Genomic DNA, 22,987 nt, shown 5'->3' with positions numbered 1-22,987 from the left:
AATGTGTTGAGGTCGCAAACACAAACCCCGGCACAAGGCCGGGGTTTGTGATGTTCCCTTACAACCTTACACCAGCGCAGCGATCGCCGCGTTGAAGGTGGCGCTCGGGCGCATGGCCTTGCTGGTCAGTTCCGGATTGGCGAAGTAATAGCCGCCAATGTCCACTGGCTTGCCTTGGACGGCGTTGAGCTCGGCAACGATCTTCTCTTCGTTGTCGGTCAGGGTCTTGGCCAGGGGCGCGAACTGGGCCTTGAGGGCTGCGTCGTCGTCCTGGGCGGCCAGTGCCTGGGCCCAGAACAGGGTCAGGTAGAAATGGCTGCCGCGGTTGTCGATGCCGCCGACCTTGCGCGAAGGCGACTTGTTGCGGTCCAGGAACTCGCCAGTCGCCTGGTCGAGAGTCTTGGCCAGCACCAGCGCTTTCGGGTTGTTGTAGGTCACGCCCAGGTGTTCCAGGGAAGCGGCCAGGGCCAGGAACTCACCCAGGGAATCCCAGCGCAGGAAGTTCTCTTCCAGCAGCTGTTGAACGTGCTTGGGTGCCGAACCGCCGGCGCCGGTTTCGAACAGGCCGCCGCCATTCATCAGCGGCACGATGGACAGCATCTTGGCGCTGGTGCCCAGCTCCATGATCGGGAACAGGTCGGTGAGGTAGTCGCGCAGTACGTTGCCGGTCACCGAAATGGTGTCCTTGCCTTCGCGGGTGCGGGCCAGGGTGAACTTCATCGCATCGACCGGCGACATGATGCGGATATCCAGGCCCGCGGTGTCGTGATCCTTCAGGTAGGCCTGGACTTTCTCGATCACCACGCCGTCGTGGGCGCGCATCGGGTCCAGCCAGAAGATGGCCGGGGTATTGCTGGCGCGGGCACGGTTGACCGCCAGCTTGACCCAGTCCTGGATCGGTGCGTCCTTGGTCTGGCACATGCGGAAGATGTCGCCGGCTTCCACGTTCTGTTCCAGCAGGGTGCGACCGTTGCTGTCGCTGACGCGGACCACGCCGTCGACCTTGATCTGGAAGGTCTTGTCGTGGGAGCCGTACTCTTCGGCTTTCTTGGCCATCAGGCCGACGTTCGGCACGCTGCCCATGGTGGTCGGGTCGAAGGCGCCGTGCTGCTTGCAGTCTTCGATCACTGCCTGGTAGATGGTGGCGTAGCAACGATCCGGGATCACGGCCTTGGTGTCGTGCAGCTGGCCGTCGGTGCCCCACATCTTGCCGGAGTCACGGATCATGGCTGGCATCGAGGCGTCGACGATGACGTCGCTCGGCACGTGCAGGTTGGTGATGCCCTTGTCGGAGTTGACCATTGCCAGGGATGGGCGCGCCGCGTAGACCGCCTGGATGTCGGCTTCGATCTGGGCCTGCTGTTCGGCCGGCAGGGCCTTGATACGAGCGTACAGATCGCCGATGCCGTTGTTCAGGTTGAAGCCGATCTGTTCCAGTACGTCGGCGTGCTTGGCCAGGGCGTCCTTGTAGAACTCGGCCACGATCTGGCCGAACATGATCGGGTCGGAGACCTTCATCATGGTGGCCTTGAGGTGCACCGACAACAGGACGCCTTTGTGCTTGGCGTCTTCGATTTCGGCGGCGATGAAGTCGCGCAGGGCCTTTTTGCTCATCACGGCGCAGTCGAGGATCTCACCGGCTTGTACGGTGGTCTTTTCCTTCAGGACGGTGGCGGTGCCATCCTGGGCGATCAGCTCGATTTTCACACTGCCGGCGGCGTCGATCAGGGCGGCTTTTTCGCTGCCGTAGAAATCGCCGTTGCTCATGTGGGCCACATGGGACTTGGAGTCGGCGGTCCAGGCACCCATCTTGTGCGGGTGCTTGCGAGCGTAGTTCTTGACCGACAGCGGCGCGCGGCGGTCGGAGTTGCCTTCGCGCAGGACCGGGTTCACGGCGCTGCCCTTGACCTTGTCGTAACGGGCGCGAGCATCTTTCTCGGCCTCGGTGGTCACGGTTTCCGGGTAGTCCGGCAGTGCGTAGCCCTGGGCCTGCAATTCCTTGATCGCGGCCTGCAGTTGCGGCACCGAGGCGCTGATGTTCGGCAGCTTGATGATGTTGGCTTCAGGCGTGACGGCCAGTTCGCCCAGTTCGGCGAGGTGGTCGGCTACGGCTTTGTCACCCAGTTGCTCGGGGAAGCTGGCCAGGATACGCCCTGCGAGGGAGATATCGCGGGTTTCCACAGCGATATCGGCCGAAGCGGTGAAGGCTTCGACGATCGGCAGCAGCGAATAGGTGGCGAGGGCGGGGGCTTCGTCGGTGAAGGTATAGATGATCTTCGAGCGGGTGGGCATATTCGGATTAACTCTCTTCTTTGCTAAAGCATGCGCAGAAACTCGAGGGCGCCGGGTAAGCGCGTTCGTTCAAAGTCATCCGTGAGCCGAATGTCGAGGTTTCTTCGCGGTGATGTTGGGTGCATCAGTCGAGCGTCAAGCGGTCGGGCCGCGGTAACGGACCGGCTTTTAACGGGCGGAAAGTCCTGTCGCAGAGCAGTCAGCCGTCGTGACCCTGTGGTCAGCGGCGGCATTATACATAGGTAGCTGGCGATCTGCCGATGGTTCATAGACCTTCGTACTCGTCCATTGGTCTAAACGTCGCAGGGACGTGAAGGCGTCTATGCTCATGTTTGGCGCTTTTCCCTTGGTTTTCAGGGTTGTACGCGGCGAACTGTATCTCTTTGGTCTTGGTAGGGTTTGCGCGCCGATTCAACTGGGGTACGCTCGAACGCAGCCAGATGTTCAATCCAAGCAATGGAGTTCAGCATGGGGTATCAAAAGATTCAGGTTCCGGCCGTCGGTGACAAAATTACCGTCAATGCAGACCATTCTCTTAATGTTCCTGACAATCCGATCATCCCCTTCATTGAAGGTGACGGCATTGGCGTCGACATCAGCCCGGTCATGATCAAGGTCGTGGACGCCGCGGTGCAGAAGGCCTACGGCGGCAAGCGCAAGATTTCCTGGATGGAAGTCTATGCCGGTGAGAAAGCGACCCAGGTCTACGACCAGGACACCTGGCTGCCCCAGGAAACCCTGGATGCGGTCAAGGACTACGTGGTTTCCATCAAGGGCCCCCTGACCACGCCGGTCGGTGGCGGTATCCGCTCGCTGAACGTGGCCCTGCGTCAACAGCTGGACCTGTACGTCTGCCTGCGTCCGGTGCGCTGGTTCGAAGGCGTGCCGAGCCCGGTCAAGAAGCCCGGCGACGTGGACATGACGATTTTCCGTGAGAACTCCGAAGACATCTATGCCGGTATCGAGTGGAAAGCCGGGTCGGCCGAAGCCACCAAGGTGATCAAGTTCCTCAAGGAAGAAATGGGCGTGACCAAGATCCGTTTCGACGAGGACTGCGGTATCGGCGTCAAGCCGGTGTCCAAGCAGGGGACCAAGCGTCTGGCGCGCAAGGCTTTGCAATACGTGGTCGACAACGACCGCGATTCGCTGACCATCGTGCACAAAGGCAACATCATGAAGTTCACCGAAGGTGCCTTCAAGGAGTGGGCCTACGAAGTGGCCGCCGAGGAGTTCGGCGCGACCCTGCTCGATGGCGGCCCTTGGATGCAGTTCAAGAACCCCAAGACTGGCAAGAACGTCGTGGTCAAGGACGCCATCGCCGATGCCATGCTCCAGCAGATCCTGCTGCGTCCGGCCGAATATGACGTGATCGCCACCCTGAACCTCAACGGCGACTATCTCTCCGACGCCCTGGCGGCGGAAGTGGGGGGTATCGGTATCGCGCCGGGGGCCAACCTGTCCGACACCGTGGCCATGTTCGAAGCCACCCACGGCACCGCACCCAAGTATGCGGGCAAGGACCAGGTCAACCCGGGTTCGTTGATCCTGTCGGCGGAAATGATGCTGCGCCACATGGGTTGGACCGAAGCGGCCGACCTGATCATCAAGGGTACCAACGGTGCGATTTCGGCCAAGACCGTGACCTATGACTTCGAGCGCCTGATGGAGGGCGCCAAGCTGGTGTCCTCCTCGGGCTTCGGTGATGCACTGATTTCCCACATGTAAGAAATTGTCATAAAAAAGCCCGGCTCGATCTCTCGAGCCGGGCTTTTTCGTGCCCGGAAGCTACTGCAGGTCAATGGGTCTCGGTGACCTTGGCTTTGGCGGGAGTGGGGGCGTTTTCGATTTCCTGCAGCGTGATATTGACTGCGTGCAACCCCTTGGGGCCCTGGATGACATTAAATGTAACATCTTGCCCCGCTTTCAAGGTCTTGTAGCCATCCATATTGATTGCCGAGTAGTGCGCGAAAAGGTCTTCTTCCCTGCCAGCCGCGAGAATGAATCCGTAGCCTTTGGCATTGTTGAACCATTTCACCTTGCCACTCATCTTAACGACCGACATAAACCATATCCCTCTGCAACGCACTCCATCACTGGAGTATCATCCGGTTCATCCGCAGTCTAATCTTGTTGTCAGGATCAATGCCGCGGACCTTTTTAACCCGCGATGGGCTCTATTGGTTGTAACACCGTTTTGCCGATAGTCAAGGTGACCCGGCGGTGGCGGTTGAAAACGCCAGCGGGTGCCCCCATTACTGTAAATGCCAACTAAACGAACCTTTCTTTCCATGCATGCAATCAGCCAGATTCGACTAACATTCAATCAGGATCGCCCGGATCTCCACGACGACGATTCCGCAGGCATTGCTGTCCAGGAAGCGAAGCCCGCGTTACAGGCGCCACCGATGTACAAGGTGGTTTTGTTCAACGATGACTACACACCGATGGATTTCGTCGTCGAAGTGCTCGAGGTGTTTTTCAACCTTAATCGCGAGCTGGCGACAAAGGTCATGCTGGCCGTTCATACAGAGGGACGGGCAGTATGCGGAGTGTTTACCCGCGACATCGCCGAGACAAAGGCCATGCAGGTCAACCAGTACGCCCGGGAAAGCCAGCATCCGCTACTCTGTGAAATCGAGAAGGACGGTTAACGCCGACCACTTGGGTATGAGGTGAAGCCATGTTAAACCGCGAGCTCGAAGTCACCCTCAATCTTGCCTTCAAGGAGGCTCGTTCGAAGCGTCATGAATTCATGACCGTCGAGCACCTGCTGTTGGCCCTATTGGATAACGAGGCTGCCGCCACCGTTTTGCGTGCCTGCGGCGCAAACCTCGATAAACTCAAGCATGATCTGCAGGAGTTCATCGACTCCACCACGCCTTTGATCCCCGTCCACGACGAGGATCGCGAAACCCAGCCAACCCTGGGCTTCCAGCGTGTCCTGCAGCGTGCTGTCTTTCATGTACAGAGCTCGGGCAAGCGTGAAGTCACCGGCGCAAACGTGCTGGTTGCCATCTTCAGTGAGCAGGAAAGCCAGGCGGTTTTCCTGCTCAAGCAGCAGAGCGTTGCGCGTATCGATGTCGTCAACTACATCGCCCATGGCATTTCCAAGGTGCCGGGGCATGGCGATCATTCCGAAGGTGAGCAGGATATGCAGGACGACGAGGGCGGTGAGTCTTCTTCCTCGGGCAATCCGCTGGATGCCTATGCCAGCAACCTGAACGAACTGGCGCGCCAGGGGCGGATCGATCCGCTGGTGGGGCGCGAGGCCGAAGTCGAGCGCGTCGCCCAGATCCTGGCCCGGCGCCGCAAGAACAACCCATTGTTGGTGGGCGAGGCGGGCGTGGGCAAGACCGCCATCGCCGAAGGCCTGGCCAAGCGCATCGTCGACAGTCAGGTGCCGGACCTGCTGGCCAACAGCGTGGTCTATTCCCTCGACCTGGGTGCCTTGCTGGCCGGCACCAAGTACCGCGGTGATTTCGAGAAGCGCTTCAAGGCTTTGCTGGGCGAGCTGAAAAAACGTCCCCAGGCGATCCTGTTCATCGATGAGATCCACACCATCATCGGTGCCGGGGCTGCCTCCGGTGGCGTCATGGACGCTTCGAACCTGCTCAAGCCGCTGCTCTCGTCGGGCGACATCCGCTGCATCGGCTCGACCACCTTCCAGGAGTTCCGCGGGATCTTCGAGAAGGATCGTGCCCTGGCGCGGCGTTTCCAGAAGGTCGACGTGTCGGAACCCTCGGTGGAAGACACCATCGGTATCCTGCGCGGCCTGAAAGGGCGTTTCGAGCTGCACCACAGCATCGAATACAGCGATGATGCCTTGCGCGCCGCCGCCGAACTGGCTTCGCGCTACATCAATGACCGGCACATGCCGGACAAGGCCATCGACGTCATCGACGAGGCCGGTGCCTATCAGCGCCTGCAGCCTGCCGAGAGCCGCGTCAAGCGTATCGAGGTGCCACAGGTCGAGGATATCGTGGCGAAGATCGCGCGCATTCCGCCCAAGCACGTCACCAGTTCCGACAAGGAACTGCTGCGCAATCTGGAGCGTGACCTGAAGCTGACAGTGTTCGGCCAGGATGCAGCCATCGATTCGCTGTCCACGGCTATCAAACTGTCCCGTGCCGGGCTGAAGTCGCCGGACAAGCCGGTAGGTTCGTTCCTGTTCGCCGGGCCGACCGGCGTGGGCAAGACCGAGGCGGCGCGGCAACTGGCCAAGGCGCTGGGGATCGAGCTGGTTCGCTTCGACATGTCCGAATACATGGAGCGTCATACCGTCTCGCGGCTGATCGGTGCGCCTCCGGGGTATGTCGGTTTCGACCAGGGTGGCTTGCTGACCGAAGCCATTACCAAGCAGCCTCACTGCGTGTTGCTGCTCGATGAGATCGAGAAGGCGCATCCGGAAGTCTTCAACCTGCTGCTGCAGGTGATGGACCACGGTACGCTGACCGACAACAACGGGCGCAAGGCGGATTTCCGCAACGTGATCATCATCATGACCACGAACGCCGGTGCCGAGACCGCGGCTCGCGCTTCGATCGGTTTCACCCATCAGGACCATTCGTCCGATGCGATGGAAGTGATCAAGAAGAGCTTCACGCCTGAGTTCCGCAACCGCCTGGACACCATCATCCAGTTTGGTCGCCTCAGTCATGAAGTCATCAAGAGCGTGGTGGATAAGTTCCTTACCGAACTTCAGGCGCAGCTCGAAGACAAGCGTGTACTGCTGGAAGTCACCGATGCGGCTCGCAGCTGGCTGGCGGAGGGTGGTTACGATGTGACGATGGGGGCCCGGCCGATGGCTCGCCTGATCCAGGACAAGATCAAGCGTCCGCTGGCGGAGGAGATTCTCTTTGGCGAACTGGCCGAGCATGGCGGTGTGGTTCACATCGACATCAAGGACGGCGAGCTGACCTTCGACTTCGAAACCACGGCCGAAATGGCATGATCGCCACCCGTAACAAGCAAAAAGGCGCCGAAAGGCGCCTTTTTGCTGGCTTCAGGAATACGCCGACCTCCTGTGGGAGCGAGCTTGCTCGCGATGGCGGCGGCACGCCCGGCATCCATGCAAGCTGATCCTCTGCTATCGCGAGCAAGCTCGCTCCCACAAGGGGGTATCAAATCCCAGGCAAACAAAAACGCCCGGCATCTAGCCGGGCGTCCTGTATTGACTTGTTAGCGAGCGCGGTAAGTGATGCGCCCTTTGCTCAAGTCATAGGGCGTCAGCTCGACGCGCACTTTGTCACCGGTCAGAATACGAATGTAGTTCTTGCGCATCTTGCCGGAGATATGCGCGGTAACGACGTGCCCATTTTCCAACTCCACGCGAAACATGGTGTTGGGCAGGGTGTCGACGACAGTGCCTTCCATTTCGAAGCTGTCTTCTTTCGACATGCAGTAAAGCCCTCGGTATCCAGTGAATGGCCCGGTGCAACTGCGCCAGGCAAAAGCGGCGTGCATTGTGCCCGAAAAAGGGGGGGCAAGCCAAGGGGTTCTTGGGGGCGTTCTCTGTTGGTTCTTTATCGCGGTGGGGAAGCCCATCGAGAGCGTCCTCTAGTTGAGAACCACCCAACGCTGGTTGATCAGCAATTCGATAGGCCGATATTGGGTCTTGTAGTTCATTTTTTTGCAGTTCTTGATCCAGTAGCCCAGGTATACCGCTTCCAGGCCCAGGCGCCGGGCTTCGGCGATCTGCCAGAGAATGGCAAACCGTCCCAGGCTGCGCCGCTCCTCGTTGGGCTCGTAGAAGGTGTACACGGCGGAAAGGCCGTTGGGCAGCAGGTCCGTCACGGCAATGGCCACCAGTCGTCCTTCGAGGCGGAACTCATAAAAACGGGAGAAGGGCAGGTCGCGAACCAGGAAGGTGGAGAACTGATCGCGGCTGGGCGGGTACATGTCGCCGTCGGCATGGCGCTGCTCTATATAGCGTTGGTACAGGTCGAAATATTCTTCGCTGAACTGTGGTTTGGCCGGCCGCACCTGGATGTCGGCGTTGCGTTTGAAGATGCGCTTCTGCTGGCGATTGGGCGTGAACCGCGCTACGGGTATGCGGGCGGGCACACAGGCGTTGCAATGCTGGCAATGAGGCCTGTAGAGGTGGTCGCCGCTGCGACGGAAACCCATTTCCGACAGGTCAGCGTAGACATGCACGTCCATGGGCTGGCTAGGGTCGAGGAACAGCGTCGTGGCCTGCTCCTCCGGCAGATAACTGCAAGAGTGGGGCTGAGTGGCATAGAACTTCAAACGCGCCAACTCGGTCATGATCAACCCTCGGGCATAAGACGAAAACAAACTCTGGTTAAGTGTAAGCCACCAGCGCCAATGTCGCTCAGCAAACCCAGGTCGCCTGGTTGGGGCGGTCCAGATGGGCCTTGAGATAGCTGGCGAACGCGGTGCGTGGGATCGATCGGGCGCCCAGGCTGTGCAGGTGCTCGGTAGGCATCTGGCAGTCTATCAGCACGAAACCGGCCGTCTTGAGGTGCTGGACCAGGGTCGCGAAGCCGAATTTAGAGGCATTGTCGGCCCGGCTGAACATGGACTCGCCAAAAAACAGCTGCCCCATGGCCAGGCCGTACAGGCCGCCCACCAGCTGGCCCTGGTCCCAGACTTCCACCGAATGGGCGAAGCCGCGTCGATGCAGTTCCAGATAGGCGGTTTGCATGGCCTCGGTGATCCAGGTCCCGTCGGCATAGGCGCGGGGCTCGGCGCAGGCCTTGATTACAGCAGCGAAGTCCTTGTCGAACGTCACTTCATAGCGTTGCTTGCGCAGAAGCTTGCCCAGGCTGCGCGAGACATGCAGTTCGTCGGGAAACAGAACGGTGCGTGGATCGGGTGACCACCACAGGATTGGCTGACCCTCGGAAAACCACGGGAAGCAGCCATGGCGGTAGGCCTGGATCAGCCGGTCGGCGGACAGGTCGCCACCAGCGGCCAGCAGCCCGTTGGGGTCGCGCATGGCTTTTTCCAGTGGTGGAAAATCGAGGGTGTTGCGTTGTAACCAAGTCAGCATGGGTGTCCGGGCTTGCAGAAGGGGAGGGGGCGGGCGCGTTCACATTCTGTTCGGATCGGCGCCCGCCCAAAGGTTAACCGTCAAACGGCAGGAATGTCATCGAGATACTTCTCGGCGTCGAGGGCGGCCATGCAGCCGGCACCGGCCGAGGTAATGGCCTGGCGATACACGTGGTCGGCCACGTCGCCGGCTGCGAACACGCCTTCGATATCGGTGGCGGTGGCATTGCCCTCGCTGCCACCGCGCACCAACAGATAGCCGTCCCGCATGTTCAACTGGCCCTGGAACAGGTCGGTATTGGGCTTGTGGCCGATGGCGATGAACACGCCGGCCAGTTGCAAGGTGCTGGTTTCGCCGCTCTGGCTGTTGCGCAGGCGAGCGCCGGTCACGCCGCTGGCGTCGCCCAGCACTTCGTCCAGGTTCTCGTTCCAGTGCAGGCGGATATTGCCGTTGGCGGCCTTTTCGAAGAGTTTGTCCTGGAGTATTTTTTCCGCGCGCAGCTTGTCCCGGCGGTGGATCAGGTGCACCTCCCTGGCGATATTGGACAGATACAGGGCTTCCTCCACGGCGGTGTTGCCGCCGCCGACGACGGCCACCACCTGGTTGCGGTAGAAGAATCCGTCGCAGGTGGCACAGGCGGAAACGCCCTTGCCGGCGAAAGTTTCCTCTGAGGGCAGGCCCAGGTACTGGGCCGAGGCGCCAGTGGCGATAATCAGCGCGTCGCAGGTATAAGTGCCGCTGTCGCCGATGAGTTCGAACGGACGCTGCTGCAACTTGGCGGTGTGGATATGGTCGTAGACGATCTGTGTGTCGAAGCGCTCGGCGTGTCGTTGCATGCGCTCCATCAGCACCGGTCCGGTCAGGCCTTCGACATCGCCGGGCCAGTTGTCGACTTCCACCGTGGTGGTGAGCTGGCCACCGGCCTGCAGGCCGGTGATGACAACGGGTTTGAGGTTGGCGCGGGCGGCATAGACAGCAGCGCTGTAGCCGGCGGGGCCAGATCCGAGAATGATCAGGCGCGAATGCTTCACTTCGTTCATAAAAACACCTCATAAGCCTTTGTCACAAAAGAGAATGCGTGCTCAAATTGGCGCTGGTGCCACTTTTTCTGGCTATGCTCCAACCACGCGGGCGGGCAATGCCTCCGGGCTGCTAAACCCGTACAATGCTTGTGTTTTGAACGCCGGACGAGCAAAAGGTCAAATCTTGGGCAACACCTGCGGTTTTCCGGATGCACGTCTCAGTGGTAAAAGTAGTACCGGTTGAGCACTTTCACTTTTTTACCGGCTCCTGCGGGCCGTTTTTTACACGTTCAGTCATTCAACAGAGGAACGCGCCGTCGGCGCAGGAAAAGAAGCGTTTTGAAGAAATCCACCGCAGCACCCAAGACAGTCGTTCCGCTCTGGCGCCAGCAATTGCACTACCGGCTCAAGGAAGGTGCATTGATCGCCATCGGGGCCTTGTGCCTGTTCCTGATGATGGCCTTGCTGACCTACGGCAAGGATGATCCGGGCTGGAGCCACAACAGCAAGATCGACGACGTGCAGAACTTTGGCGGTCCGGCCGGCTCCTACAGCGCCGACATCCTGTTCATGGTGCTGGGCTATTTCGCCTATATTTTCCCGCTGCTGCTGGCGATCAAGGCCTACCAGATCTTTCGCCAGCGCCACGAGCCGTGGCAGTGGAGCGGCTGGTTGTTCTCCTGGCGGCTGATCGGCCTGGTGTTCCTGGTGCTGTCGGGCGCCGCGCTGGCCCATATCCATTTTCATGCGCCCACCGGCCTGCCGGCCGGAGCCGGCGGTGCGCTGGGGGAAAGCCTTGGCGACCTGGCCAGGAATGCCCTGAACATCCAGGGCAGCACATTGCTGTTCATTGCCCTGTTTCTCTTTGGCCTGACCGTATTCACCGATCTTTCCTGGTTCAAGGTCATGGACATCACCGGCAAGATCACCCTCGACCTGATCGAGCTGATCCAGGGGGCGGTGAATCGCTGGTGGGCGGCGCGCACCGAGCGCAAGCATCTGGTGGCGCAACTGCGTGAGGTCGACGACCGCGTCCACGACGTGGTGGCGCCGACCGTCCCCGACAAGCGCGAGCAGGCCAAGGTCAAGGAGCGCCTGATCGAGCGTGAGCAGGCCTTGAGCAAGCACATGTCCGAGCGCGAGAAACAGGTGCCGCCGGTCATCACCATGGCCCCGGCCAAGGCGCCGGAGCCGAGCAAGCGCGTGCAGAAGGAAAAACAGGTGCCCCTGTTCGTCGACAGCGCGGTGGAAGGCACCTTGCCGCCGATTTCAATCCTCGATCCGGCCGAGAAGAAACAGCTCAACTATTCCCCCGAGTCCCTGGCGGCCGTCGGTCATCTGCTGGAGATCAAGCTCAAGGAGTTCGGGGTCGAGGTTTCGGTGGATTCGATCCACCCGGGGCCGGTCATCACCCGTTACGAAATCCAGCCGGCCGCCGGCGTGAAGGTCAGCCGCATCGCCAACCTCGCGAAGGACCTGGCGCGTTCGCTGGCCGTCACCAGCGTACGGGTGGTGGAAGTGATTCCGGGCAAGACCACCGTGGGTATCGAGATTCCCAACGAAGATCGCCAGATCGTGCGTTTCTCCGAGGTGCTCTCGACTCCCGAGTACGACAACCACAAGTCGCCGGTCACCCTGGCCCTGGGCCACGACATCGGCGGCAAGCCGGTCATCACCGACCTGGCGAAGATGCCCCACCTGCTGGTGGCCGGTACCACCGGTTCGGGTAAGTCGGTGGGTGTGAACGCGATGATCCTGTCGATCCTGTTCAAGTCCGGCCCGGAAGACGCCAAGCTGATCATGATCGACCCGAAGATGCTCGAACTGTCGATCTACGAAGGCATTCCGCACCTGCTGTGCCCGGTGGTGACCGACATGAAGGACGCCGCCAACGCCCTGCGCTGGAGCGTTGCCGAGATGGAGCGTCGCTACAAGCTGATGGCCAAGCTGGGCGTGCGCAACCTGTCGGGCTTCAACGCCAAGGTCAAGGAGGCCGAGGAGGCGGGCACGCCGTTGACCGACCCGCTGTACCACCGCGAAAGCATCCACGACGAGGCGCCGCTGCTGCACAAGCTGCCGACCATCGTGGTGGTGGTGGACGAATTCGCCGACATGATGATGATCGTCGGCAAGAAGGTCGAAGAACTGATCGCCCGGATCGCCCAGAAGGCCCGTGCGGCCGGTATCCACCTGATCCTCGCTACCCAGCGACCATCCGTGGACGTGATCACCGGCCTGATCAAGGCCAACATCCCGACTCGCATGGCGTTCCAGGTGTCGAGCAAGATCGACTCGCGCACCATCATCGACCAGGGGGGCGCCGAACAACTGCTGGGCCATGGTGACATGTTGTACATGCCACCGGGGACCAGCCTGCCAATCCGGGTGCACGGTGCGTTCGTTTCCGACGACGAAGTGCACCGGGTGGTGGAGGCGTGGAAACTGCGCGGCGCCCCCGAATACAACGACGACATCCTCAACGGCGTCGAAGAGGCTGGCAGCGGCTTCGAAGGCGGTGGTGGCGGTGGCGACGAAGACGCGGAAACCGATGCGCTCTATGACGAAGCGGTGCAGTTCGTCCTGGAAAGCCGTCGGGCGTCGATTTCCGCCGTCCAGCGCAAGCTCAAGATCGGCTATAACCGCGCCGCCCGCATGATCGAGGCCATGGAAATGGCCGGGGTCGTGACGGCCATGAACACCAACGGCTCGCGTGAAGTGCTGGCGCCGGGCCCGATGCGCGACTGACAACGACCTGGGTGGCCTGTCGGTGACACGCCGCCCATCCCCCACGAATTCATGAGGACTCCCATGCGCCTGATTCGCATGTTGCTGTTACCCGTACTGGCCCTGACCACGTTGTCGGCCCATGCCGATGAAAAGGACGTGGCGCGCCTGACCCAGTTGCTGGAGCGCTCCCAGACCCTGACCGCACGCTTTTCCCAGCTGACCCTCGATGGCAGCGGCACCCAACTGCAGGAAACCGCCGGTGAAATGGCCCTGCAGCGTCCTGGCCTGTTCTACTGGCACACCGATGCGCCGGCCGAACAGCTGATGGTGTCCGATGGCAAGAAAGTCTCCCTGTGGGACCCGGACCTGGAGCAGGTCACTATCAAGACCCTCGACCAGCGCCTGACCCAGACCCCGGCCTTGCTGCTGTCCGGCGATATCTCCAAGATCAGCCAGAGCTTCGACATCAGTGCGAAGGAAGCCGGTGGCGTGATCGACTTCACCCTCAAGCCCAAGACCAAGGACAGCCTGTTCGATAGCCTGCGCCTGTCGTTCCGCAATGGCCTGGTCAATGACATGCAACTGATCGACAGCGTCGGCCAGCGCACCAACATCCTGTTCACCGGTGTGAAGGCCAACGAGCCGATCGCCGCGTCCAAGTTCAAGTTCGACATCCCCAAGGGTGCCGATGTGATCCAGGAGTAACCCCGTAGCCGCTGTGGGAGCGAGCTTGCTCGCGATAGCGTCGGATCAGTGGGAGTTGCGGTGACTGGCACACCGCTATCGTCGGATCGCCGCCCGGAGCAAGCTCGCTCCCGCAATCGATTGTGGTGTTCAATTGTTTAACTGATCGGCAACAGGACCCAGCGGAGGTTTAGTAAGTAATCATGGACCTGTTTCGAAGTGCCCCGATCGCCCAGCCACTGGCTGCCCGCCTGCGTGCGACCAACCTGGACGAGTACGTCGGCCAGGAGCATGTGCTCGCTCGCGGCAAGCCTTTGCGCGAAGCCCTGGAGCAGGGTGCGTTGCACTCGATGATTTTCTGGGGGCCGCCGGGGGTGGGCAAGACCACCCTGGCGCGGCTGCTGGCGGAAGTCTCGGACGCGCATTTCGAAACAGTCTCGGCGGTGCTGGCCGGGGTCAAGGAGATCCGCCAGGCGGTGGAAGTGGCCAAGCAGCAGGCTGGCCAGTACGGCAAGCGCACCATCCTGTTCGTGGACGAAGTGCACCGCTTCAACAAGTCGCAGCAGGATGCGTTCCTGCCCTACGTCGAGGACGGCACGCTGATCTTCATCGGCGCGACCACCGAAAACCCCTCGTTCGAACTCAACAACGCCTTGCTGTCCCGGGCGCGGGTCTATGTGCTCAAGAGCCTCGACGAGGCCGCGATGCGCAAGCTGGTGCAACGCGCATTGACCGAAGAACGAGGCCTGGGCAAGCGCAGGCTGAGCCTCAGCGATGAAGGTTTCCAGATGCTGGTGTCCGCCGCCGATGGCGATGGTCGCCGCCTGCTCAATCTGTTGGAGAACGCGTCGGACCTGGCCGAGGATGACAGCGAGATCGGCGTCGAGCTGCTGCAAAGCCTGCTGGGCGATACCCGGCGGCGTTTCGACAAGGGCGGCGAGGCGTTCTATGACCAGATCTCGGCGCTGCACAAATCCATCCGCGGTTCCAATCCCGATGCGGCCCTGTACTGGTTCGCGCGGATGATCGATGGTGGTTGCGATCCGCTGTACCTGGCGCGGCGGGTGGTACGCATGGCCAGCGAAGACATCGGCAATGCCGACCCGCGGGCCCTGAGCCTGTGCCTGGCGGCCTGGGACGTTCAGGAACGCCTCGGCAGCCCCGAAGGCGAGCTCGCCGTGGCCCAGGCCATTACCTACCTGGCCTGCGCGCCGAAAAGCAACGCGGTGTACATGGGCTTCAAGGCAGCGATGCGCAGCGCCACCGAGCACGGTTCCCTCGAAGTGCCACTGCACCTGCGCAACGCACCGACAAAGCTCATGAAGCAATTGGGCTATGGCGAAGAATACCGTTACGCCCACGATGAGCCGGATGCCTATGCCGCCGGCGAAGACTATTTTCCCGAAGAGCTCGAACCCCAGTCGTTCTATCAGCCGGTGCCCCGTGGCCTCGAGTTGAAGATCGGTGAGAAGCTCAATCACCTGGCGCAACTGGACCGCTCGAGTCCACGGCAGCGGAGAAAACCTTGATTCCCCTGATCCTCGCAGTCTCCGCCGGCGGCATTGTCGGCACCTTGTTGCGTTTCGCCACGGGCAACTGGATCAATGCAAATTGGCCCCGACACTTCTATACCGCGACGCTGGCCGTTAATATCGTGGGCTGTCTGCTGATCGGCGTTCTATACGGTCTGTTTTTGATTCGCCCGGAAGTGCCCATCGAGGTGCGTGCGGGGCTGATGGTCGGCTTTCTTGGCGGCCTGACGACTTTTTCATCCTTTTCACTGGATACGGTGCGCCTGCTGGAAAGCGGGCAGGTGCCGCTGGCCCTGGGCTATGCGGCCATCAGCGTATTCGGCGGGCTGCTCGCCACCTGGGCCGGCCTGTCCCTGACCAAACTTTGATAACGAGAGACCGACATGCTCGATTCCAAACTGTTACGTAGCAACCTTCAGGACGTAGCGGATCGCCTGGCCTCCCGCGGCTTCGTCCTGGATGTCGCGCGCATCGAAACGCTGGAAGAACAGCGCAAGAGCGTCCAGACCCAGACCGAAAAACTGCAGGCCGAGCGTAACGCCATCTCCAAGAGTATTGGCCAGGCCAAGCAGCGCGGCGAAGATATCGCGCCGTTGATGGCGAACGTCGAGAGCATGGGAACCGAGCTCGCCAACGGCAAGATCGCCCTGGACAAGATCCAGACCGAGCTGGATTCGATCCTGCTGGGCATCCCGAACCTGCCCCACGAGTCGGTACCGATCGGCGAAGACGAAGAGGGCAATGTCGAGGTGCGTCGCTGGGGCACGCCAAAGAACTTCGATTTCCCGGTGCAGGACCACGTGGCCCTGGGCGAGAAATTCGGCTGGCTGGATTTCGAGACCGCCGCCAAGCTGTCCGGCGCCCGTTTTGCCCTGTTGCGCGGGCCGATCGCCCGTCTGCACCGGGCCCTGGCACAGTTCATGATCAACCTGCACGTCACCGAGCACGGTTACGAGGAAGCCTACACCCCGTACCTGGTCCAGGCGCCGGCCCTGCAAGGCACCGGCCAACTGCCCAAGTTCGAGGAAGACCTGTTCAAGATCGGTCGTGAAGGCGAAGCCGATCTGTACCTGATCCCCACCGCCGAAGTGTCGCTGACCAACATCGTCGCCGGCGAAATCGTCGATGCTAAGCAACTGCCGATCAAATTCGTGGCCCATACGCCATGCTTCCGCAGCGAAGCCGGCGCATCGGGTCGCGATACCCGTGGCATGATCCGCCAGCATCAGTTCGACAAGGTGGAGATGGTGCAGATCGTCGAGCCTTCGAAATCCATGGACGCGCTGGAGAGCCTCACTGCCAACGCCGAGAAGGTCCTGCAGTTGCTGGAGCTGCCGTATCGCACCCTGGCCCTGTGCACGGGTGACATGGGCTTCAGCGCGGTCAAGACCTACGACCTGGAAGTGTGGATCCCGAGCCAGGACAAGTACCGCGAGATTTCCTCGTGCTCCAACTGCGGCGACTTCCAGGCCCGTCGCATGCAGGCCCGTTACCGCAACCCTGAAACCGGCAAGCCGGAACTGGTCCACACCCTCAATGGCTCGGGCCTGGCGGTGGGCCGTACCCTGGTGGCCGTACTGGAGAACTACCAGCAGGCCGACGGTTCGATCCGCGTGCCTGAGGTGTTGAAGCCCTACATGGGCGGCATCGAGGTCATCGGTTAAATGGATTATCTGCCACTGTTCCATAACCTGCGCGGTAACCGCGTGCTGGTGGTGGGCGGCGGGGAAATTGCCTTGCGCAAATCCCGGCTGCTGGCCGATGCCGGCGCGTTGCTGCGGGTAGTCGCACCCGACATCGAACCGCAGTTGCGGGAACTGGTCAGTGGCAGCGGCGGCGAGTGTGTCCAGCGCGGTTACCTGGAGTCGGATCTGGACGGTTGCGGGCTGATCATTGCCGCCACCGACGACGAACCACTCAATGCCCAAGTCTCGGCCGACGCCCACAAGCGTTGCGTTCCGGTCAACGTGGTGGACGCGCCGGCCCTGTGCAGCGTGATCTTCCCGGCGATCGTCGACCGCTCGCCCTTGGTGATCGCGGTGTCCAGTGGCGGCGACGCGCCAGTGCTGGCGCGGCTGATCCGGGCCAAGCTGGAAACCTGGATTCCCTCGACCTATGGGCAGTTGGCCGGGCTGGCGGCGCGTTTTCGCAATCAGGTCAAGCAACTGTTTCCTGATGTCCAGCAGCGCCGGGCGTTCTGGGAAGAGGTGTTCCAAGGCCCTATCGCCGACCGTCAACTGGCCGGGCAAGGCGGCGAAGCCGAGCGCTTGCTGCGGGAAAAGATCGACGGCCAGGCGCCGAACGCGCCGGGCGAAGTCTATCTGGTGGGTGCCGGGCCGGGTGATCCGGACCTGTTGACCTTCCGCGCCTTGCGCTTGATGCAGCAGGCGGACGTGGTGCTGTACGACCGCCTGGTGGCGCCGGCAATCCTCGAACTGTGCCGGCGCGACGCCGAGCGCATCTACGTTGGCAAGCGCCGCGCCGAACACGCCGTGCCTCAGGATCAGATCAACCAGCAATTGGTCGACCTGGCCCGTCAGGGCAAGCGCGTGGTGCGGTTGAAGGGTGGCGATCCGTTCATCTTCGGCCGTGGTGGCGAGGAGATCGAAGAGCTGGCGGCCCATGGCATCCCGTTCCAGGTCGTCCCCGGCATCACCGCCGCCAGTGGTTGCGCGGCCTACGCCGGGATCCCGCTGACCCATCGCGACTACGCCCAATCGGTGCGTTTCATCACGGGCCATCTCAAGGACGGCACCAGCGACCTGCCATGGGCCGACCTGGTTTCACCGGCCCAGACCCTGGTGTTCTACATGGGCTTGGTCGGCCTGCCGATGATCTGCAACGAGCTGATCAAGCACGGTCGCGCGGCGGATACGCCGGCGGCGTTGATCCAGCAAGGCACCACGTCCAACCAGCGGGTCTTTACCGGCACTTTGGCGGACTTGCCACGGCTGGTGGCCGAGCACGAAGTGCATGCGCCGACCCTGGTGATCGTCGGGGAAGTGGTGCAACTGCGCGAGAAGCTGGCCTGGTTCGAAGGGGCTCAGGGGCAGGTCTAGAAGGGCCGAGCTGCCTGCAATCGCGAGCCTGCTCGCGATTGGCCTTCAGAGGCAATAAAATCCTGGATCAATCCTCAGTCCCACGCCAAATCCCTTTCCCACTCAACCTTCCCCGATCATGGGCAACCCTGAAATCCTGCTGCGGCCCCTTGGGTACGATCCCGTTGGGGTTGATGGTCTTGTGGCTGCCATAGTAATGACGCTGGATGTGGGTGAAGTCCACGGTGTCGGCGATGCCCGGCCACTGGTACAGCTCCCGCAGCCAGTTCGACAGGTTCGGGTAGTCGGCAATGCGGCGCAGGTTGCATTTGAAATGGCCGAAATACACCGCGTCGAAACGGATCATGGTGGTAAACAGGCGGATATCCGCTTCGGTGAGGTATTCGCCGGTCAAGTAGCGTTGCAGGCCCAACAGCGCCTCCAGTCGGTCCAGTTCGGCGAACAGCTGGTCGAATGCCTGCTCATAGGCTTGCTGGGTGGTGGCGAAGCCGGCGCGATAGACCCCGTTGTTTACCGCCGGATAGATGCGCTCGTTCAGCGCGTCGATATCGCTGCGCAAGTGTTCGGGGTAGAGGTCCAGGGTATTGCCGGTCAAGCCATCGAACGCACTGTTGAACATGCGGATGATCTCCGCCGATTCGTTGCTGACGATACGTTGCCGTTGTTTGTCCCACAGAGCTGGAACGGTGACGCGGCCGGTATAGTCCGGCGTATCGGCGGTATAGCGCTGGTGCAGGAAACTCAGGTTGTCGAGTTTGTCGCCGGTCGAGCCGTGGGCCTTGTCGAAGGTCCAGCCGTTCTCCAGCATCAGGTAGCTGACCACCGAGACGTCGATCAGCTCTTGCAGGCCCTTGAGCTTGCGCAAGATCAGCGTGCGATGAGCCCAGGGACAGGCCAGGGACACATACAGATGGTAGCGCCCCGGTTCGGCGGCAAATCCACTATCACCCGTGGGACCGGCGCTGCCGTCGGCGGTGATCCAGTGACGGCGTTGCGCCTGTTCGCGCTGGAACGTGCCGTCCTTGCTTTCATACCACTGATCCTGCCAGCGGCCTTCGACTAACAAACCCATCTCGATCTCCTCGGCCAATACACATTGGAGACGAGTCTATTCCGATAGGTTCGAACAAAAAGCGCAAAGGTTGGGCGTTGATGATCGATTAAATCGATCGATCTCGCGCTTCCCAATAGTGCCGGGCCTTCTCGAACGCTTCTTCGCGAGCCTGGCCCAGGCCGCGCAAGGCCAGGGCCATGGTGGCGATCAACGCGAGTCGGGGGTAGCTGTCTTCCACTTCGCCGCGCCAGACCGCCTTGAGGTGTTCGGGGTCGAGGCTTTCAGGCTTGACGTGGCGCTGCTCGGACAGCCGTGGCCATTCCTCATCCCAGCTCGTGCCGCCAGTGGTGCCATACAGATGATTGTCGGCGTCCGGGTTGATCTCGATCTCGCCGCCGTCGCCCTTGATGACGATGGCCGTGTCTCCCAGCAGGCCACTGGCCTGGCGATGCACCGCCTGGTAACCGGGATGGAAGATGCTCTGCAGCCCGCAACGGGCGCCCAGCGGGTTGAGAAGGCGGGCCAGGGAATGGATCGGCGAGCGCAGGCCCAGGGTATTGCGCAGGTCGATCATATGCTGCATCCGGGGTGCCCAGTCCACCAACGGCATGAAGGCCAGGCCACCGTTGTCCAGCGCGGCACCGACCTGTGGCCAGTCGCGGCACAGTGGAATCTGCAGCGATTGCAGCAACTGTTCGGTGTAAAGCCGGCCCGCCGTATGGGCGCCGCCGCCATGCATGAAGATCCGCACCCCGTTCTGTCCCAGGCATTTGGCCGCCAGCAGGTACCACGGCAGGTGACGTTTCTTGCCGGCGTAGGTCGGCCAGTCCAGGTCCACGGCCAGGGCCGGTACCGCCAGGCGCTCGCGCAAGGCTTCGGTGAAGCCGGCCAGTTCCTCGGCGCTTTCTTCCTTGTGTCGCAACAGCATCAGGAAGGCGCCCAGCTGGGTATCCTCGACCGTTTCGTCCAGCACCATGCCCATGGCTTCCCGGGCTTCTTCGCGGGTCAGGTTGCGGGCACCGCGCTTGCCTTTGCCGAGGATGCGCACGAACTGGGCGAATGGGTGTTCGGCCGGGGTCTGGAGGGTCAGCGATGGGAAGTCGGTCATAGGCAGTTCGTCGGTTTGGGCAGGCCCGCCAGCCTGGCGGCGAGTTTGGCGGGCGTGCCTTTGAACAAGCGGTTCAGGTGCAGGCTGTTGCCTTTTTCCGTCCCCAATTTCAGCGCGGTGTACTTGATCAGCGGCCGGGTGGCGGGAGAGAGCTGGAACTCATCGTAGAAGCTGCGCAACAGCTCGAGGATTTCCCAGTGTTCGGGGCCCAGCTCCATGCCTTCGGCAGCCGCCAGGGCAGCGGCCACGTCGGCCGACCAATCGTTGCGGTCGGCCAGGTAGCCGTCCTTGTCCAGCGCGATGGCGCGATCGCCCACGTTCAGCACATTCATAGCCAGGTATTGACCTTGTCATGCCGGACCGACAGTTCGACGAAGGCCGGGTAATCGATGGCCACGATCCAGTCCGCAATCGCCAGGCCACGCGCCTGGGCATCTTCCAGAAGCACGAAGCGCTGCTGATGGAGGGCTTGCAGGGCCTGGAACGGCTGGGTGCCGGGCTGCAACGCATAAGTCGCGTCGCCACACAGCAGCAGCGCATCCTGGCTCCCCAGGATCCGCAGGCAACTGCCGAAGCGCTCGTCGCCGAAAGGCGAATGGGATAACACATGCAAAGTCGACATCAGAGCGTGATCACCTGGTCGTAACGGTCAATGAGAGCGGTGATGTCTTGGGCGGTCAGCACCTTCATGTCGTCCAGCGCCAGGGCCGCGGTGTCGATACCGCGCCGGGCGGCACTGTCGGCGCAGACGAAGAGCGCTTCCACGCCGAACATCGGCAAAGCCTGCAGGTTCGCGCTGAGGTCTTTCTGCTGGACGGCCCTGGCATCCTGGCCGGCGAGCAGCTGGAGCACACCGTCATCGAGAAAGAGCAGGCCAATGGGCAGGTCGAACGCACCACCGGCCAGCACGATATCCAGGGCTTCCCGGGCACCGGGACCCGACCACGGGGACTGGCGGCTGATGAGCAGCAGGGACTTGGCCATCACGCGCCTCCAAAGCAGATCAAACGGTCGGCATCCTGGATCGCATCGTGCAACTGGCCCAACCCGGACAAGGCCCAAGGCGCCTCGACGCTGACCGCCGAACGCTGGTAGCGCCGGGCTTCGTCTTCGTCCAGCACGCCACGGCGCAATGCCGCGGCGATGCACACCACGCCGTCGAGTCGGTTATCGCTGACGAAGGCGCGCCATTGCCGGGGCAAGTCCTGTTCGTCCTGTGGCGTGACCACGCCGCTGTCGGCGTTATGGACGCCGTCCTGATAGAAAAACAGCCGCACGATCTCGTGCCCGCCGGCCAGCGCGGCCTGGGCGAACAGCAAGGCGCGGCGCGAGGAGGGGGCGTGGGCGGCGGAAAACAGCGCGATGGCGAACTTCATGACAGACCCGATGAGCAAAACTGCGGCCATGATAAAGCTTTATGGGCGCAGCGGCGATTGCCAGGCGATTCAACACAAGGGACGTGGTTTGAAGGCTGTGTGGCGAGGGAGTTTAGCGAAACGTCGCGCCACCCCGCGCCAGAGATGATACCCAGTCCATTCGGGCTACTGCTCGAGGCCATGCAGCTCGCAATATTCTTCCCAGTCCATTCCTGCCATTTCCGCCACTTCCTTATGCACTTCCAGGCGCTGCACCTGGTAGTCCTGGGGTGAGGCGGCGGTCAGTTGCAGGGTCAGTTCCCAAGCGAACAGGCCCAGGCGCTCGGCCTCGGCTTCGAACGCTTCATGCAGCCGCTCGGCACGGTACTGCGCCGGTGTCTCGCCCTTGGCCTGGGCCAGCAGCGGGTTGAGGTTATCCAGTTCCAGACGCAGTTCGGGACGCTCATCGAGGAATCTGTCCAAGGCCCGTTCATGTTGCTCTTCGCTTGCCGCCATGGTCACTCCTTTGGGATTGCGAGAAGTCTCACAGGTTGCGCGAATCGTTGCCCTCTGTCCCGTATAAATTTGAGTAAAGCAGCACGAAGGCGAGTGTCGCAGTGCTACAGTCCGCTTTTTTTCGATGAGTGAACGCAATGCGAATGTTGACGGTGGCCCTGGCCGCGACCCTGCTGGCCGGCTGCGCAGGCTCGGCGATGAACCAGGCCAGGACGCAAGCCCCTTACAAGACCATGACGTCCGACAAGCCGGAACAGGTCGTGGCCCAGTGCGTGCAGTTTTCCTGGCAGGATGAAGCGGTGTTCGGCGAGGACGCCGGCGCCTACCTGCAACCGGGCAAGAAAGGTGGCTCGACGGTGTATACCCGTTCCGCCGAATCCTTTGTCGACCTGCAGACCGACGCCACCGGCACGACATTGAACTATTACGCCCGGCACGACGATTTCGTGGCCAAGCGCCGGTTGGCGGCGCTGGCGACCTGCTTGTAGAGCGCTCGCACCAACGCTGCGGATTCTGCGCAGAGCCCTCAAACGCTGGCCCGTTTCAGCGAATGATCCGAGTCCTGTCATCGCCAGGGCTCAGGATCATTGGCTCGAACAAAAGCAATGCCCGCTCCGCAGCCCGCT

23 protein-coding genes are annotated in these 22,987 nt (G+C 61.7%); 10 read left to right on the top strand and 13 right to left on the bottom strand.

Translation table 11 applies throughout. The annotated features are described in order from the left end of the window. Positions 1 to 66 precede the first annotated feature (66 nt). Complete coding sequence (locus BLP99_RS06815; RefSeq protein ID WP_072392866.1) at positions 67 to 2,292, bottom strand: NADP-dependent isocitrate dehydrogenase; 2,226 nt, start codon at positions 2,290 to 2,292, stop codon at positions 67 to 69. Between the two features lie 468 nt (positions 2,293 to 2,760). On the opposite strand from BLP99_RS06815, the gene icd reads away from it, so the two are divergent. Beyond that, on the top strand, positions 2,761 to 4,017 hold the full coding sequence (icd, locus tag BLP99_RS06805; protein ID WP_024779303.1) for an NADP-dependent isocitrate dehydrogenase: 1,257 nt from the start codon (positions 2,761 to 2,763) through the stop codon (positions 4,015 to 4,017). Between the two features lie 70 nt (positions 4,018 to 4,087). On the opposite strand, the gene cspD is transcribed toward icd, so the two are convergent. Beyond that, positions 4,088 to 4,354 (bottom strand): cold shock domain-containing protein CspD, encoded by a 267-nt coding sequence (cspD, locus tag BLP99_RS06800; protein WP_072392869.1) that lies wholly within the window; start codon positions 4,352 to 4,354, stop codon positions 4,088 to 4,090. Between the two features lie 226 nt (positions 4,355 to 4,580). Between cspD and clpS the strand changes: the two genes are divergently transcribed. Both clpS and clpA read left to right on the top strand, forming a co-directional pair. After that, complete coding sequence (clpS, locus tag BLP99_RS06795) at positions 4,581 to 4,943, top strand: ATP-dependent Clp protease adapter ClpS (RefSeq protein WP_015094394.1); 363 nt, start codon at positions 4,581 to 4,583, stop codon at positions 4,941 to 4,943. A 29-nt stretch (positions 4,944 to 4,972) separates the two neighbouring features. Next, positions 4,973 to 7,243, top strand: a complete 2,271-nt coding sequence (clpA, locus tag BLP99_RS06790; protein WP_072392872.1) for an ATP-dependent Clp protease ATP-binding subunit ClpA — start codon at positions 4,973 to 4,975, stop codon at positions 7,241 to 7,243. A 227-nt stretch (positions 7,244 to 7,470) separates the two neighbouring features. Here the strand turns inward: clpA and infA are convergent, their stop codons facing one another. The 4 genes from infA to trxB form a co-directional block, all read right to left on the bottom strand. Then, positions 7,471 to 7,689, bottom strand: coding sequence for a translation initiation factor IF-1 (gene infA, locus BLP99_RS06785; protein ID WP_002553999.1), 219 nt, complete (start codon positions 7,687 to 7,689; stop codon positions 7,471 to 7,473). 159 nt (positions 7,690 to 7,848) lie between these two features. Next, on the bottom strand, positions 7,849 to 8,556 hold the full coding sequence (locus BLP99_RS06780) for an arginyltransferase (RefSeq protein WP_072392875.1): 708 nt from the start codon (positions 8,554 to 8,556) through the stop codon (positions 7,849 to 7,851). A 67-nt stretch (positions 8,557 to 8,623) separates the two neighbouring features. Next, positions 8,624 to 9,304 carry a leucyl/phenylalanyl-tRNA--protein transferase gene (gene aat, locus BLP99_RS06775; RefSeq protein WP_076406811.1) on the bottom strand — a complete coding sequence of 227 codons (681 nt, stop codon included), beginning with the start codon at positions 9,302 to 9,304 and terminating at the stop codon, positions 8,624 to 8,626. 80 nt (positions 9,305 to 9,384) lie between these two features. Continuing rightward, positions 9,385 to 10,344: a thioredoxin-disulfide reductase gene (gene trxB / locus BLP99_RS06770; RefSeq protein WP_072392881.1), complete on the bottom strand. Its 960-nt coding sequence runs from the start codon at positions 10,342 to 10,344 to the stop codon at positions 9,385 to 9,387. A gap of 321 nt (positions 10,345 to 10,665) precedes the next feature. Between trxB and BLP99_RS06765 the strand changes: the two genes are divergently transcribed. The 6 genes from BLP99_RS06765 to cysG all read left to right on the top strand — a co-directional run bounded on the left by BLP99_RS06765 (position 10,666) and on the right by cysG (position 18,328). After that, the gene (locus BLP99_RS06765) at positions 10,666 to 13,071 is read left to right on the top strand and encodes a DNA translocase FtsK (protein WP_092180015.1); all 2,406 of its coding nucleotides are present in this window, start codon (positions 10,666 to 10,668) and stop codon (positions 13,069 to 13,071) included. Between the two features lie 63 nt (positions 13,072 to 13,134). Next, positions 13,135 to 13,758: an outer membrane lipoprotein periplasmic chaperone LolA gene (gene lolA / locus BLP99_RS06760; RefSeq protein WP_072392887.1), complete on the top strand. Its 624-nt coding sequence runs from the start codon at positions 13,135 to 13,137 to the stop codon at positions 13,756 to 13,758. Between the two features lie 182 nt (positions 13,759 to 13,940). Beyond that, positions 13,941 to 15,266, top strand: a complete 1,326-nt coding sequence (locus BLP99_RS06755; RefSeq protein ID WP_072392890.1) for a replication-associated recombination protein A — start codon at positions 13,941 to 13,943, stop codon at positions 15,264 to 15,266. Beyond that, on the top strand, positions 15,263 to 15,637 hold the full coding sequence (crcB, locus tag BLP99_RS06750; RefSeq protein ID WP_072392893.1) for a fluoride efflux transporter CrcB: 375 nt from the start codon (positions 15,263 to 15,265) through the stop codon (positions 15,635 to 15,637). The genes BLP99_RS06755 and crcB overlap by 4 nt, the downstream gene beginning before the upstream one ends. 15 nt (positions 15,638 to 15,652) lie before the next feature. Next, positions 15,653 to 16,933: a serine--tRNA ligase gene (gene serS, locus BLP99_RS06745; protein WP_072458335.1), complete on the top strand. Its 1,281-nt coding sequence runs from the start codon at positions 15,653 to 15,655 to the stop codon at positions 16,931 to 16,933. Beyond that, positions 16,934 to 18,328, top strand: coding sequence for a siroheme synthase CysG (gene cysG, locus BLP99_RS06740; protein ID WP_072430638.1), 1,395 nt, complete (start codon positions 16,934 to 16,936; stop codon positions 18,326 to 18,328). Positions 18,329 to 18,395: 67 nt separating this feature from the next. On the opposite strand, the gene BLP99_RS06735 is transcribed toward cysG, so the two are convergent. The 7 genes from BLP99_RS06735 to BLP99_RS06705 all read right to left on the bottom strand — a co-directional run bounded on the left by BLP99_RS06735 (position 18,396) and on the right by BLP99_RS06705 (position 22,361). Continuing rightward, entirely contained in the window at positions 18,396 to 19,400 is a 1,005-nt protein-coding gene (locus tag BLP99_RS06735) for a glutathione S-transferase family protein (RefSeq protein ID WP_092180013.1), read from the bottom strand. Between the two features lie 88 nt (positions 19,401 to 19,488). Beyond that, a complete protein-coding gene (locus BLP99_RS06730) occupies positions 19,489 to 20,490 on the bottom strand; it encodes a glycosyl transferase family protein (protein WP_072392905.1) in 1,002 nt (333 codons plus the stop codon). Beyond that, positions 20,487 to 20,822: a TusE/DsrC/DsvC family sulfur relay protein gene (locus BLP99_RS06725; protein WP_072392908.1), complete on the bottom strand. Its 336-nt coding sequence runs from the start codon at positions 20,820 to 20,822 to the stop codon at positions 20,487 to 20,489. Before BLP99_RS06725 ends, BLP99_RS06730 begins: the two co-directional genes overlap by 4 nt. Continuing rightward, positions 20,819 to 21,112 (bottom strand): sulfurtransferase complex subunit TusB, encoded by a 294-nt coding sequence (gene tusB / locus BLP99_RS06720; RefSeq protein WP_072458337.1) that lies wholly within the window; start codon positions 21,110 to 21,112, stop codon positions 20,819 to 20,821. Before tusB ends, BLP99_RS06725 begins: the two co-directional genes overlap by 4 nt. Then, on the bottom strand, positions 21,112 to 21,474 hold the full coding sequence (gene tusC, locus BLP99_RS06715; protein WP_076406814.1) for a sulfurtransferase complex subunit TusC: 363 nt from the start codon (positions 21,472 to 21,474) through the stop codon (positions 21,112 to 21,114). The genes tusB and tusC overlap by 1 nt, the downstream gene beginning before the upstream one ends. Next, positions 21,474 to 21,866: a sulfurtransferase complex subunit TusD gene (tusD, locus tag BLP99_RS06710; protein ID WP_072393073.1), complete on the bottom strand. Its 393-nt coding sequence runs from the start codon at positions 21,864 to 21,866 to the stop codon at positions 21,474 to 21,476. The genes tusC and tusD overlap by 1 nt, the downstream gene beginning before the upstream one ends. A gap of 165 nt (positions 21,867 to 22,031) precedes the next feature. Then, on the bottom strand, positions 22,032 to 22,361 hold the full coding sequence (locus tag BLP99_RS06705; protein WP_092180011.1) for a DUF6388 family protein: 330 nt from the start codon (positions 22,359 to 22,361) through the stop codon (positions 22,032 to 22,034). A gap of 137 nt (positions 22,362 to 22,498) precedes the next feature. Here BLP99_RS06705 and BLP99_RS06700 point away from each other — a divergent pair, with 137 nt between their 5' ends. Continuing rightward, entirely contained in the window at positions 22,499 to 22,849 is a 351-nt protein-coding gene (locus BLP99_RS06700; RefSeq protein WP_072458339.1) for a hypothetical protein, read from the top strand. The last annotated feature ends 138 nt before the right edge of the window (positions 22,850 to 22,987 follow it).

It is taken from the genome of Pseudomonas sp. NFACC32-1, assembly GCF_900101215.1.
Classification (GTDB): Bacteria; Pseudomonadota; Gammaproteobacteria; order Pseudomonadales; family Pseudomonadaceae; genus Aquipseudomonas.
The sequence above is the reverse complement of the archived record's forward strand: the minus strand, read 5'-3'. Positions and strand labels throughout refer to the sequence as shown.